Source organism: Lentzea sp. NPDC020367, assembly GCF_044387305.1.
Taxonomy (GTDB): domain Bacteria; phylum Actinomycetota; class Actinomycetes; order Mycobacteriales; family Pseudonocardiaceae; genus Lentzea.
In genome coordinates, this window is record NZ_JBIRVV010000004.1 from 573,319 (window position 1) to 585,675 (window position 12,357).

General features: G+C 69.0%; 15 protein-coding genes. 2 read left to right on the forward strand and 13 right to left on the reverse strand.

The window, feature by feature from the left end; all coding sequences use genetic code 11:
• Positions 1-3: 3 nt before the first annotated feature.
• From ACH413_RS20360 to ACH413_RS20385, 6 genes are read right to left on the reverse strand one after another with little or no spacing between them, the layout of a single operon-like run.
• Positions 4-894, reverse strand: coding sequence for an NAD(P)-dependent oxidoreductase (locus ACH413_RS20360; protein WP_360035852.1), 891 nt, complete (start codon positions 892-894; stop codon positions 4-6).
• Entirely contained in the window at positions 891-1,394 is a 504-nt protein-coding gene (fae, locus tag ACH413_RS20365) for a formaldehyde-activating enzyme (RefSeq protein ID WP_360035850.1), read from the reverse strand. Before fae ends, ACH413_RS20360 begins: the two co-directional genes overlap by 4 nt.
• On the reverse strand, positions 1,394-2,314 hold the full coding sequence (locus ACH413_RS20370) for a glycine betaine ABC transporter substrate-binding protein (protein ID WP_360035847.1): 921 nt from the start codon (positions 2,312-2,314) through the stop codon (positions 1,394-1,396). Before ACH413_RS20370 ends, fae begins: the two co-directional genes overlap by 1 nt.
• Positions 2,315-2,341: 27 nt before the next feature.
• Positions 2,342-3,088 carry an ABC transporter permease gene (locus tag ACH413_RS20375; RefSeq protein WP_360035844.1) on the reverse strand — a complete coding sequence of 249 codons (747 nt, stop codon included), beginning with the start codon at positions 3,086-3,088 and terminating at the stop codon, positions 2,342-2,344.
• Positions 3,085-4,056 carry an ABC transporter ATP-binding protein gene (locus tag ACH413_RS20380; protein WP_360035841.1) on the reverse strand — a complete coding sequence of 324 codons (972 nt, stop codon included), beginning with the start codon at positions 4,054-4,056 and terminating at the stop codon, positions 3,085-3,087. The genes ACH413_RS20375 and ACH413_RS20380 overlap by 4 nt, the downstream gene beginning before the upstream one ends.
• On the reverse strand, positions 4,049-4,702 hold the full coding sequence (locus tag ACH413_RS20385; protein WP_360035839.1) for an ABC transporter permease: 654 nt from the start codon (positions 4,700-4,702) through the stop codon (positions 4,049-4,051). Before ACH413_RS20385 ends, ACH413_RS20380 begins: the two co-directional genes overlap by 8 nt.
• A gap of 110 nt (positions 4,703-4,812) precedes the next feature.
• On the opposite strand from ACH413_RS20385, the gene ACH413_RS20390 reads away from it, so the two are divergent.
• Positions 4,813-5,649: an IclR family transcriptional regulator gene (locus tag ACH413_RS20390; RefSeq protein WP_360035836.1), complete on the forward strand. Its 837-nt coding sequence runs from the start codon at positions 4,813-4,815 to the stop codon at positions 5,647-5,649.
• Here ACH413_RS20390 and ACH413_RS20395 read toward each other — a convergent pair.
• Genes ACH413_RS20395 through ACH413_RS20415 form a run of 5 tightly spaced genes read right to left on the reverse strand, consistent with a single transcriptional unit; the run spans position 5,637 to position 10,390 of the window.
• Positions 5,637-6,011, reverse strand: coding sequence for a hypothetical protein (locus tag ACH413_RS20395; RefSeq protein ID WP_360035833.1), 375 nt, complete (start codon positions 6,009-6,011; stop codon positions 5,637-5,639). The two genes, ACH413_RS20390 and ACH413_RS20395, sit on opposite strands and share 13 nt — an antisense overlap.
• 10 nt (positions 6,012-6,021) lie before the next feature.
• Positions 6,022-6,588, reverse strand: a complete 567-nt coding sequence (locus ACH413_RS20400) for a hypothetical protein (RefSeq protein ID WP_360035830.1) — start codon at positions 6,586-6,588, stop codon at positions 6,022-6,024.
• Positions 6,575-8,176, reverse strand: coding sequence for a VWA domain-containing protein (locus tag ACH413_RS20405; protein WP_360035827.1), 1,602 nt, complete (start codon positions 8,174-8,176; stop codon positions 6,575-6,577). Before ACH413_RS20405 ends, ACH413_RS20400 begins: the two co-directional genes overlap by 14 nt.
• A complete protein-coding gene (locus tag ACH413_RS20410; protein WP_360035824.1) occupies positions 8,173-9,315 on the reverse strand; it encodes a toxic anion resistance protein in 1,143 nt (380 codons plus the stop codon). The genes ACH413_RS20405 and ACH413_RS20410 overlap by 4 nt, the downstream gene beginning before the upstream one ends.
• Before the next feature lies 1 nt (position 9,316).
• Positions 9,317-10,390, reverse strand: a complete 1,074-nt coding sequence (locus ACH413_RS20415) for a hypothetical protein (protein WP_360035821.1) — start codon at positions 10,388-10,390, stop codon at positions 9,317-9,319.
• 171 nt (positions 10,391-10,561) lie between these two features.
• Here ACH413_RS20415 and ACH413_RS20420 point away from each other — a divergent pair, with 171 nt between their 5' ends.
• Positions 10,562-10,894: a YciI family protein gene (locus tag ACH413_RS20420; protein ID WP_360035818.1), complete on the forward strand. Its 333-nt coding sequence runs from the start codon at positions 10,562-10,564 to the stop codon at positions 10,892-10,894.
• Here the strand turns inward: ACH413_RS20420 and ACH413_RS20425 are convergent.
• Positions 10,880-11,263, reverse strand: a complete 384-nt coding sequence (locus tag ACH413_RS20425; protein ID WP_360035815.1) for a VOC family protein — start codon at positions 11,261-11,263, stop codon at positions 10,880-10,882. The two genes, ACH413_RS20420 and ACH413_RS20425, sit on opposite strands and share 15 nt — an antisense overlap.
• A 15-nt stretch (positions 11,264-11,278) precedes the next feature.
• Complete coding sequence (locus tag ACH413_RS20430) at positions 11,279-12,292, reverse strand: aldo/keto reductase (protein WP_360035812.1); 1,014 nt, start codon at positions 12,290-12,292, stop codon at positions 11,279-11,281.
• Positions 12,293-12,357 lie beyond the last annotated feature (65 nt).

Sequence of the window (12,357 nt, forward strand, 5' to 3'; positions counted from 1 at the left end):
CCCTCACAGCCTCAGGTCGACCCCGATGAGGTCCTCGTAGAGCTTCATCGGGGTCATCTCGCCCGCCCGGTCGCCGTAGCTGGCGCGGGCGCGGCGGAAGATCTGCTCGACGAGCGCGGACAGTTCGGCGGGCACTCCGACGGACGCCGCGAGATCCGTGGACAGGCCGAGGTCCTTGCAGGCCAGCGCGATCGCGAAGCCCTCGTCGTAGTCTCCGTGGTCCAGCACGGACAGCACGTCGTTCTCCACGAAGTTGCTCCGGGCAGGGCTGTTGACGAGCGCGTTGCGCAGCACACCCAGCTCGACACCCGCCTTCACGCCGATCGACAGCACCTCGGCCGTCGCGACCAGGTGCGAGAACCACAGCTGGTTCAGCATCAGCTTCACCGTGTAGCCCGCGCCGTGCGCGCCGACGTGCAGGATGCGTTCCCGGTCTCCCATGGCGTCAAACACAGGTCGGAGGCGGTTCACGTCATCGAGGTCGCCGCCGACGAAGATCTGCAACGTGCCGTTCGCGGCGCCCACGGACATGCCGCTGACCGGCGCGTCCAGCACGTGCAGGCCCGGGTTCTTCTTGCGGATCTCGTCGGCCACCTCGGGCACCGACGTGGACATGTCGATCCACGTGCCGCTCGGAACCATGCCGGCGAGCACACCCGCCGGACCGTTCATGACCTCGTGCACGTGCTTGGGCGTGGGCAGCATGGTGATCACCAGGTCGCTGTCCGCGGCGACCTCGGCGGGCGTGTCCGCCCACTTGGCGCCGCCGGCGACCAGCTCGTCCGCCGACTCGCGGCGGATGTCGTTGACCACCAGGGAGAATCCGGCCTTCTGCAGGTTGCGGGTCATGCCGGACCCCATGCTGCCCAGGCCGATGAAACCGACGGTCGTCACGCTCTCTCCTCGGGCGTGTAGAAGGGGTTGCTCGGGGTGTCCTTCGCGGCGAGCACCGCGTCGATCGTCGGCAGGTCCTTGGCGCCGTTGGCAAGTGCTGTCCGAGTGGCCTCACGGTTGTTGCGGTACACGGTGTCCGCGTCGTCGGCGCCGGGATTGACCCAGACCGCCGCGATCAGCACGTGCGTCGAGGTGTCCGGTTCCGGGATGCTGCCGTCGGCCACCGCGTCGGCGACCCCCGCCGCGACGCCGGCCTGCGCGGGGCCCCAGATCAGCAACCCGTGGTCGTCGTTCGCGGGCGCGGCCTTGGTGACGAACAACGTCATCGGCTTGACCGGCAACGAAGGCCGCAGGACCGCGACGAACGGGACGTGCCCCGCTGAGGGCGTGGCCAGGGCGGTTGCCCACGCGGTGCCGGCCGGTCCGTCGCGATGACCGAGCACCGTGTTGATGTGGGCGGCGTTGACGCCCTCGCCGACGAAGCTCTCCCCGATCTGCATCAGATCAGCCCCTGCGCGGTCAGCCACTCCTGCGCGACCTCGTCCGGCTCGTCACCGTCGACGTCGACCTTGGCGTTGAGCTTCTGCATCTCCTCGGTGGTCAGCTTGTCCGCCATGGGCTTGAGCACGTCGGCGATCTTCGGGTGGCTCTTGAGCACGTCGGCCTGCAATGTGAAGCCGCCCTGGTAGATCGGGAAGAACGCCTTGTCGTCCTGCAGCACGGTCAGCCCGAGCGCGGCGATGCGGCCGTCGGTGGCGAACACCTCGCCGAAGTTGCAGTCCTTGCCGTCCTTGGTGGCGGTGTAGATGACGCCGGTGTCGAGCAGCTTCACGTTGTCCTTGGGAGCGTCGAAGCTGTAGGTCTTCGAGACGCCGGGCCAGCCGTCGTCGCGGGTGGAGAACTCGCTCTCGATGCAGAACGTCCGCTCGTTCGCGGGCAGCTTGGCGAGGTCGCTCATCTTCGTGACGTTCAGTTCCTTCGCCTTCTCGTTGCGGATCGCGAAGGTGTAGGTGTTGTTGAACGGCGCGGGCGCGACCCACGCGATGTTCTTGGCCTCGTCGGCCTTCTTCACCGCGTCGAACTGCTCCTGCTCGGTCTTGATCGGCTGCGTCTGCTTGTTGTAGGTGATCCAGGACGTGCCGGTGTACTCCCAGTAGCCCACGAACTGCTTGTTCTCCAACGCCTGCCGCACGTTCGCCGAGCCGACCAGCTTCGTGTTGGCCTCCAGCGTCGCGCCGTGGGCGTTGAGCAGCTTGGTGGTCAGGTGGGCGAGGATGTACTGCTCGGCGAAGTCCTTCGAGCCGATCTGGCCGGACAGGCCCGCGAGATCACTGGTCTTCGCGGCGGTGTCGGCGGACGGGGAGCTCGAACAGGCGGCCAGCCCGAGGGCCAGCACGCCGACGAGGGCGCGCTTGTACATGGAGGGTCCTTTGTGGAGGAAGGCGAATTAGAGACCGCGAGGGCGGACGAGGTCCTCGACGAGACCGGCTGCCCAGTCGATGAGGACGGCGATCGCGGCGACGAGCACGGCGCCGACGACGATCACGGGGTAGCGCTGGAGCTTCAGGCCGTTGACGATCATGTCGCCGAGGCCGCCTGCGTTGATGAACGTCGCGATGGTCGCGACACCGACGGAGAACACGAGAGCGGTCCGCAGCCCGGCCAGGATCACCGGTGAGGCCAGCGGGAGCTCGATGCGCCACAGGACCTGGCGCGGGGTCATGCCCATGCCCCTGGCGGCCTCGCGGGTGGCGTGGTCGACCTGTTCGAGGCCGGTCAGGGTGTTGCGCAGCACGGGCAGGAAGCAGTAGGCGACCAGCGAGATCAGGGCGGTGTAGAAGCCCGTCCGCCACACGATCGCCAGCAGGATCACCACACCGACCGCGGGCGTCGCCTGGCCGATGTTGCCCAGTCCGATCACGAACGCCCTGATTGCCTTTGACCGGACCCGGTAGGCGGCGATTCCCGCCGGGATGGCGAGAAGCGCGACCAGAGCGGACGAGACCACGGTGAGGACGAGGTGTTCCTGCGTCCGTTCGAGCAGGTAGCTCGTGTTGAGCGTGCGCTGCTCGATCGAGTCCAGGGAGAGCGTGCCGAGCCAGAGGAACAGGACGGCCAGCACGACCACGACCGCGATCGGCGTGGCGAAACGCTTGAGCGCCAGTCGGGGAGCACGTCCGGTGTGGACGGTCATGACGCCTCCACCGGTTGCCTGGCCTTGTTCAGCGCGGCCGAGATCCTCGCGTGGGTCAGGGACCCGCCGCCTCCGGACACGTTCACCCGCTCGGCACCGGTGACCACCAGCAGGTCCAGCGCGTCCCTCAACGACGCGTCGGCGTCGACGGCCGGCGAGGTCGCGTCCGGCGCGTCGAGTTCCACGTCGGCGATCGGGATCAACGCCAGTCGCATCAGGCCCGCGCCGTGGCCGATGAAGCTCGACACGTAGTCGTTGGCGGGGTTGGCGAGGATGTTCGCGGGTGTGTCGAACTGCTCGATCTGGCTGCGTTCGCTCAGCACCGCGATCCGGTCGCCGAGCCGGACGGCCTCGTCGAAGTCGTGCGTGACGAAGATGATCGTCTTGCCGATGTCGGCCTGCAGCTTGAGGAACTCGGCCTGCAGCTTCTGCCGGGTGATCGGGTCGGTGGCGCCGAACGGTTCGTCCATCAGCATCACCGGCGGGTCCGCTGCCAACGCCCTCGCCACGCCGACGCGTTGCTGCTGGCCGCCCGAAAGCTGCTTGGGGTAGCGGTGGGCGAACACCGCGGGGTCGAGCTGGACGGTCCGCAGCAGCTCGTCGACGCGGTCGTTCGTGCGCTCGCGAGACCAGCCGAGGAGTTTCGGCACGGTGGCGATGTTCTCCGCGATCGTCATGTGCGGGAACAGGCCGATCTGCTGGATCACGTACCCGATGTGGCGACGCAGTTCGTTGGGGTCCAACGAGAGCACGTCCTGGCCGTCGATCGTGATCGACCCCGACGACGGCTCGATGATCCGGTTGATCATCTTCATCGTCGTTGTCTTGCCGCAGCCGGACGGGCCGACGAACATCACGAGCTCGCCGGGGTGGACCGACAGCGAGAAGTCCTCGACGGCCGCCTGGTGCTGGCCCGCGTACAGCTTGGTGACGTGGCTCAGTTCGATGCCGACTCCAGGCTCAGACACGGAGACCCCTAGAAGTGCTGTAGCGGGCGATGAGGACGAAGGCGCCGTCGAGGAGCAGGGCCAGCAGCACGACGCAGACCGTGCCGGTCAGCGTGAAGTTCAGCGCGTTGACCGAGCCGAGCGAGGACAGGCCCTTGAAGATGTAGAGGCCGAGACCGGGACCGGCGACGTAGGCCGCGATCGCCGCGATGCCGACGGTGAGCTGCGCCGCGACCCGGATGCCGGTGACGATGACCGGCCAGGCGAGCGGCAGCTGGATGCTGATGAGGGTCTTCGCCGGGGTCATGCCCATGCCCCTGGCCGACTCGATGAGGTGTGCGGGCACCTCCCGCAGGCCGACCACGGTGTTCCGCACGATCGGCAGCAGCGAGTAGAAGACCAGCGACACCACCGTGGGCGCCCATCCGAGCCCGAGCACGGGACTCAGCAGCGCGAGCAGTGCCAGCGACGGGATGGTGATGGCGATACCGGCGGCGGTGAGCGCCGCGGTGCGCGGGACGTTCTTGTCCCACACCAGAAGTCCGATCAGAACGCCGAGGAGAGTGGCGATGGCGAGACTCAGGGCCACCACGGCGAGGTGTTGCAGCGTCAGCGTGACGAGGTCTTCCCAGCGGCGGGCCAGGAACACGTCGAGAGAACCGGACACGGGGCCTCCTTTCGGCGTCGGTGCCGATGGCCGGGAACGGTAGATTTGGCGTGGTCTTATGCACAACACGTGTTGGCAATATGGCAACGCCCCTCGTAGAGTGCCCCGCCATGCAGGGATCTCGACGCAACTCCGCAGGCCTCGCCCGGGACATCGAAGTGCTGGAGGTGCTCGGCCGGCCGGAAGCCGTGCAGGCCGGCGGCCTCGGCGTCGTCCGGATCGCGACCCTCGTCGGCCGGGACAAGACCGTCGTGTCGCGCACCCTCGCGACGCTGGGCGAGAGCGGGCTCGTCGACCGCGACCCGGACTCGCAGGCCTACCGGCTGGGGTCGCGGCTGTACGCGTTGGCCGCACGGACCGCCGAGGGCGCGTTGGCGTGGAACGCGCGCGGGCACCTGAAGCACCTGGCGCAGGTGACCCGCGAGACGGCGCACCTGTGCGTGCTGCGCGGCGGAAACGTGCTGACGTTGCTGAGCGAACTGAGCCCGAACCGCTTCCACACCACCGGCTGGGAGGGCGTGACGACGGCGGCGTGGCGGACGCCGTCCGGGCGGGCGTTGCTCAGCGACTGGGACGCCGGGTCGCTCGGTGTCTGGTACGCCGAGCACGGCCACGACGAGGGCGTGCTGGAGGCGGGGGAGCGGGCCGACTCGACGTTCGCGGTGCTGGAGCAGCCGTCGCCGCGGCCGAACTCGATCACCGACCTGGACGCGCTGGTCGCCGAGCTGCGGCGGGTGCGGGAGCGCGGTTACGCGACCTCGGACGAGGAACTGGAACGGGGCGTGGTCGCGGCTTCGGCGCCGGTGTACGACTTCACGTCACGGGTCGTGGCGGCGTTGAACGTGTCGGCGCCCAAGGAACGGATCGGCGCGCAGCTCGACAAGCTGGGGCGGATCGTCGCCGGTGCGGCCCGGGATCTGTCCGCCGCGCTGGGCTACGCGGGCTGATGCGGGAACATCGCGTACGACAGGTCGTCGGTGAGCGGGGTGGAGAGGTGACCTTCGCCCTCGGTGTCCTCAAAGGACAGCAGCGCGCCCGCGCCGAACTCGCGCCGTTCGCCGTCCGACACCGTGACGGCGGCTCGGCCGGTCAGCACGATCAGCCACTGCCTGCGCGGCGCCACGTGCAGCTCCCACTCCGGTGTGCCGCCGGCCGGTTGTTCGACGACCAGCATCGAGCTCGCGGGAAACGGGCCTGAGACGAGAAGTGGTGGCACGCCCGCGACCGTGACCGTTGGTGTGCCTTGCACCACGACGTCCTCGAAGGCCGATTTGCCGTTCTCGTCCGCGAAAATCCGCACGTACCGCATGGATCCGAGGCTACCCGCGATCTTCGAGGTAGCGGGTGTGGTCGGCCTGCCGTTGCGCGTCGGCCGCGTGGAACCGTTCCGCGGTGCGGACGGCGTCGGCGTGCAGCAGGTCCAGCTGCCGCACCAGTTCCGTGCCCGAGCCACGTGCGGCGGCGTACCACCACGGCAGGTTCAGGTAGGTCTGCACGGACAGCGGCAGGTCGGTGCCGACGAGCCTGGTGACGGCGTGCAGGGCGTCCGGGTCGGCGCGCAGCTCACGCGGGCGGTCCAGCATGCCGCGCAGGACCTCGGCGATCGCCGCAAACCTCGGCGCGACCTCGTCCGGCACCCGGAATCCCCGCACCCGTTCGACCAGTGCGTCCAGTTCGGACCGCAGCGCGCCGGCCTCCTCCACCGGGTCGGTCACCAGCGTGACGCGCTCGGGTGGTGCGGCCAGGGCTCCCACGCCGTACAGGCCGATCACGACCAGCACCCAGTAGGCGCCGGCCAGTCCGGCGAAGTGCAGGCCGAGGCCGATCAGCCCGCCGGTGCAGCCGGCGAGGTTCTTCCAGGAGGCGAGATGTCTACTGATAGCCACGGATCTCCTTGAAAGCGGACGACAGCGAACGGCTGCGGGCGTCGAACACCTTGCCGCCGCTCATCTTCGCCACCTGTTCCATCTCGGCCGTGGCGCTCTCGCCGAACAGCACCGGGAAGATCGGGATGCCCTTCAGGTTCTGCGGCAAACCCTGGTGGAACAGCTGGAAGTCGGTGACGTCCTCGCTGCCGGTGTTCTCGCCGTCGGTCATCAGCACGATCGACGTGAACCGGTCTGGGTCGGCGTCGATCTGCTGGCGCAACACGTCGTAGCCGCTGCGCAGGCTGCTGTAGATCGCGGTGCCACCGGCCGCGTTGAGCGACGTGGCGGTGTTGCGGATCTGGTCGAGGATCGGGCGCGGGTCGTCCTGCGGCACCTCGTACTTCAACGCGGGCCGCGCGCTGCTGCTGAACGGCAGCAACGTCACCTGCTCGCGGCCGTGGAACCGGCTGAACTTGCCGGCGAGCGACTCGTCGGCCCCGGTCAGGCCCACCAGCGCCTGGCGCAGTCCGTCGATGCGGTCGCCCTGCATCGAGCCGGACGTGTCGAGCACGTAGAGCGTGCGCGACGGGCGGCGCAGCTGGTCGAAGTACGTGGTGATCAGACCGTCCACAGCGGACTGGCTGCCCGGGAAGGGCAGTTCGACCAGGTCCCGAACGGTGAACTTCGCGTCGGGCTGCACCTGCGGCACGGCCGGGCGGCGGTGCGTGGTGCCCATGATCCTGCGCTGGACGTCCGCGCTCCTCAGGTGGTCGGAGAGCTTCTGGTGCGCCTCACGTGCTTCCGAGGACGCCGACGTGAGCAGCGTGAGCGGGTAGTCCGCCGTCACCACGCCGTCGCTCGGGTAGACCAGCGTCAACGGGTCGGGCGACGACAGCAGCACCGACTCGTAGTTGATCAGACCGTCCACTTTGGCCCCGGGATCCTCGCCCCTGGCCCGGCGCTGGTAGGCCTCCGACAGCCAGCCGGACGAGCCCGCCGACAGCGTCTGGGCCGAGAAGAACTGCTTGAGCTGCGGCGCGACCGCGTCGATCTTCGCCGCGTCCAGCGCGGAACCCGACCCGGACAACGCCGCCGCGACCCCGACCAGCGCCGAGAACCCGGAGTTGGACGCGGACGGATCGGTCATGCCGTAGTTGAACTTCTGGGCCCCGGCGGCAGCGGCGATCTCCGCCCAGCCGACGCGCTTGCCGTCCCAGCCCAGTTCCTTGACCTTCGCGGCGGGCAGGCCCAGCACGACGGGGGAGGACATGACCTTGGTCGGCGTGCCGAGCCGCTTCTGGGCCTCCGGCACGAGTTCGAGGTAGCGGTTGGAGGAGAACCAGACGGCGTCGAAGCCCTGTTCGGCGGCGCCGCTCGCGACCTTCTCGGCGCCCTCGATGGTGCCGGTGAAGCTGAACTTGACGCTGATGCCTGTGGCACGAGCGGCCTCGTCGAGGATCGGCTGGAGGTCGGCGAGTTCGCTGCCCGCGAGGACGCGAAGGGTGCCGGGGGTGGCGTCGCCGACGGGTTTGACCGGGTCGGCTGCGTCGGAACATCCCGCCAGCAGCGCCACGACGGCGACCGCGGGGATGAGACGGCGGATCATGCTGACTCCTCAGCGCCGCGCACGCGGCTCAGGTGGTCGTGGGCGCGCCGGATCTCGGTGTCCAGCGCGGAGACCGTGCTGGACAGGGAGTCGGCCGCGCGGGCCTTGAACGTGTCGATGGCGTCGATCGCCGCGTAGATCTGGTCGAACGAGGTCCGCACCGCCTCGATGCCGACGGCCGGGGTCGAGGCGATGCGCTGGATCTCCTCGCCCTGCAAGGACATCAGCGTCGCGTTCGAGCGCAGGATCGAGTCGGTGAGCCCGCGTACGGCGTCGACCTGGTCGATCACCTCGCGCTGCCCGGCCAGTGCCGCCGCCACCGCCACGCCGATCCGCAACGCCGTGACGGTCGTGCTGACCGCCCGTTCGATGCCCTTGATCAGCTCGTCGTTGTTGCGGCGCACCACGTCCAGCGCCAGGTACCCCTGCGCGCACACGGCGAGCTGGGTCAGCAGGTCCTGATGCCGTTGCTGCAGCCCGAAGAGCACGTCGGCGCGCAACGCCTGGGCGCGGCCGGTTTCCGCCAGGTCGAGGATCGAGACCTGGCGCTGCACCGCCTCGTCCATCTCGGCGGCGAGAGCGGCGTCCTGGGACAGCTTGGTCATCAGGTCCCACAACCGCTGCCGCTCGCCCTTGATGGCGGCGTTGTCGCGCTTCAGCGCGTCCTGGCCGGACCGCAGCTTCAGCACGATGCGGTTGAGCGGCTCGTCGGCCGCGCGCAGCCGGGCCAGCAGACCGCGGGCCGAGTTGCCGCCGGGGATGAACCCGAGGATCTTGCGGCCGGTCAGCTTGGTGAGGTCCTGCGGGTCGAGTTCGCGCACCGAACGCCGCAGCTCCACCAGGCTCGTCGAGACCTGGGCGCCGTGTGGCGACGAGACGGACGCGAGCGTGCGGTCGAGCAGCCGGCCCGCGATCTGCGCCGCCAGCCGCATCTCCGCCTCGCCCAGCACCAGTGCCTCGTCGGCGATGCGGCTGAAGTCCGGTGACTGCGGGTCGACGGCGCCCAGCGCCGAGACGAAGTCCTCAGCGCGCGACGACAGTTCGACCTTGGTCTCGTCGGCGACGGGGATCAGCCCGGCCGCGCGGTCGACCGGCACGGGTTCGACGGGATCCGGTGGCGTCAGAACGAAATCGGCCATGTCAGTACTGCTTCGCGATCGCTTCGAGCATCCGCTCCAGCGTCTCGTGCGCGGGCGGTTCGACCACGTCCACGATCGTCTGAGGCACGGTCAGGCTCTTCTCCTTGACGATGTCGTTGAAGTGCCTGGGATCGGCGGTGCGGAACCCGAACGTCGCCGCGAGCTTCCCCAGTTCGGCGTCGCTCTGCAGCAGCTGCCCGACGCGATCACCGTTCTCGCGCAACGGCACGAGCGTGTGCTTCGACAGCACGGTCGGCGCCGGGTAGAGCAGCTTCATGTCCGGCCGGATCGACGAGTCGCCCCGCACCACCCTGTCCACGAACTGCGCCTCGTACGCCAGCACCAGCGGCGTCTTGCCCATGCCCACAGACAGGTAGTCCTCGAACGGTCCCTCGCTGCTGCTCTGCGTATATCCCTGGTCCAGGAACAGCTTCGACACCGCCGGCACCACCTTGGCCTCGGCGTCCTGCGACGACACGACCCCGCCGTTGGCGACGAACGACGTGATCGCCAGGTACATCGCCGCCGAGTTCGAGTCACGCGGATCGGTCGTGGTGACCAGCAGGTTCTTGCGCGCGGGATAGGAGGTGTTGCCCGGCAACTGGTCCCAGCGCGTGCCCTTGGCCGCGAGCTCGAGATAGGCCTGCACGTCGAACGTCCGGTAGCCCGGCCCGGGCTTCACCACGCCGGCCGTCGTCAGCAGGTCGACGATCGGGTCGAACGTGGCGACCACCATCGGCGACGAGAACGGTGCGTACGTCCGCGCTGCCTTGCGATCGCGCTGGATCTTCTCGGCGGCGGGCGCCGAAGAAGGAAACGCGAAGTCGTACGAGTCCAGGTCGGTGGCCGTCGCGATCTGGCGCGACCCGGCCGGATCCACCTCGACCTTGAGTCCGTGCTTCGCGAACACGTCCTTGACCCGCTGGTCGGCGAAGAAGGCGAGCTTCTCCGAGCCGATCACCCCGCGCACGGTCTGGAGCCGGGCCGGTTCGCCGCCGCCCTGTCCCAGGACGATGGCCGTCACGACACCCACGAGCAACACGACCGCAAGACCGATGCCGAGCGTTCTCTTCACTGTCCACCTCTACGAAAAGCCCTGTCAGAGAACAGATCTTTCGTCACTTCGACGCCGTGCCGGGGTGGGTGGTCGCAACCGCGAGGTGAACAGTCGATGAACGCACCGATGAGTTTCGGGCGGCCCGGAAGTCGGTATGGAGGAGGAAGTCCGAATCGAGGAGGTTCCACGATGAAGTTCGTGACGATCGGCTACGGAGAGCGTGCGGACTATGACCGAACGGCACCGGCCGTGCGCGACGAGGCGCACGCGCACGACGAACGTCTGCGCAAGGCCGGGGTCGAGATGGGGATCGCCGGTGCACCGATCCAGGTGCGCAATCCCGACAACACCGGCACGACCGTCGAGGACGGCGCGTTCCTCAAGTCCGACCTGCCGATCGCGGGGTTCGCGATCATCGAGGCGGAGTCCGTGGAGGAGGCCGTGCGGATGGTGGCTGGGACTCCGTGCGCGGTGGCGCACGGAGTCGTCGAGGTGTGGCCGCTGCAGTCAGCCCAGGGGTGACCGGTCGCCCACGGACCACTTGTGGCCGAACGGATCCGTGAAGCCGCCCTGCCGATGGGTGCCCCAGGGCACCTCGTGACTCACGACCGCGGAACCAGCGGCTCCCGCGGCCACCGCCTGGGCGATGACGCCGTCGGGGTCGTCGGTGAACAGCTCGACCCGGACGCTGGTGACGCCGCCGGGACTGGACTCCGCGGGGTTGTCGGGATTGACCTCGTGGACGAAGAACGGCGCGCCGCCGATCTCGAGACCGGCGACGCCGCCGAGGTTCCACAGCTCCGTGGCGCCCAACGCGGCCTGGTACCAGGCAACGGCCGCGTCGGCGTCCGGAACGATCAGCATCACCGAGATCACAGGAGGTGTGGCCATGCCACACAGCCTGCATCAGCGGCGGCGCAACCGCTTGTCCTGAATCACCGGCGTCAGGATGAACGCGTCGTTCTGCCGCACGTTCGTGCCGGCCGGGACGATCTCGTCGATCCGGTCGAGCATCTCCCCGGTCAGCCGGAAGTCCGCGCTCGCGAGCAGGTCGGTCAGGTGGTGCGGCTTGCTCACGCCCATGATCACCGAAGTCACCGCGGGGTGGGCGAGCACGAACGCCGTCGCCAGCGTCGGCAGCGAGACGCCGGCCTCGGCCGCGAGCTTCGAGAACTGTTCGACGGCGGCGAGCTTCGCCTGGTTGGCGGGATCGGACATGTCGTAGGTGCCGCCCCACGACGCGCGCGTGGCGCTGCCCGCGGTCGGGTCGGCCCGGCCGGACAGCCAGCCACCGGCCAGCGGGCTCCAGGTCAGTACGCCCATCCCGTGCCGTTGCACGGCTGGCAGCACGTCGGCCTCGATGCCCCGGTTCAGCAGCGAGTACTGCGGCTGCTCGGTGCGGAAGCGCTGGTGGCCGCGCTTCTCGGCCACCCACTGGGCCTCCACGATCTCGCTCGCGGGGAAGGCGGACGAGCCGATGGTCCTGATCTTGCCGGCGCGCACCAGGTCGGTGAGTGCCGCGAGCGTGTCGTCGAGATCGGTGTGCTGGTCGGGGCGGTGCATTTGATAGAGATCGATGTGGTCGACGTCCAGGCGGCGCAGGCTGTCCTCGACCGCCCGCTTGACCCAGCGGGCGGCGCCGCCGCGCGTGTTGGGGTCGTCGCCCATGGGGAGGCCGAACTTCGTCGCGAGCACCACGTCGTCGCGGCGGCCCTTGATCGCCTTGCCGACGATCTCCTCCGACTCGCCCTGCGAGTAGATGTCCGCCGTGTCGACGAAGTTGACGCCCGCGTCGAGCGCGGTGTGGATCATGCGAATCGACTCGTCGTGGTCGGCGATGGCGAAGCTGCCGAACGTCATCGCGCCGAGTGCGAACGAACTGACCGTGATGCCGGTCGTACCGAGAACCCTCTGTTCCATGCGTTCAACAGAACCCCTGCCGGGCTCGGCGTGACAGGACCTGCCAGTACCCCGCACGGCTCGGC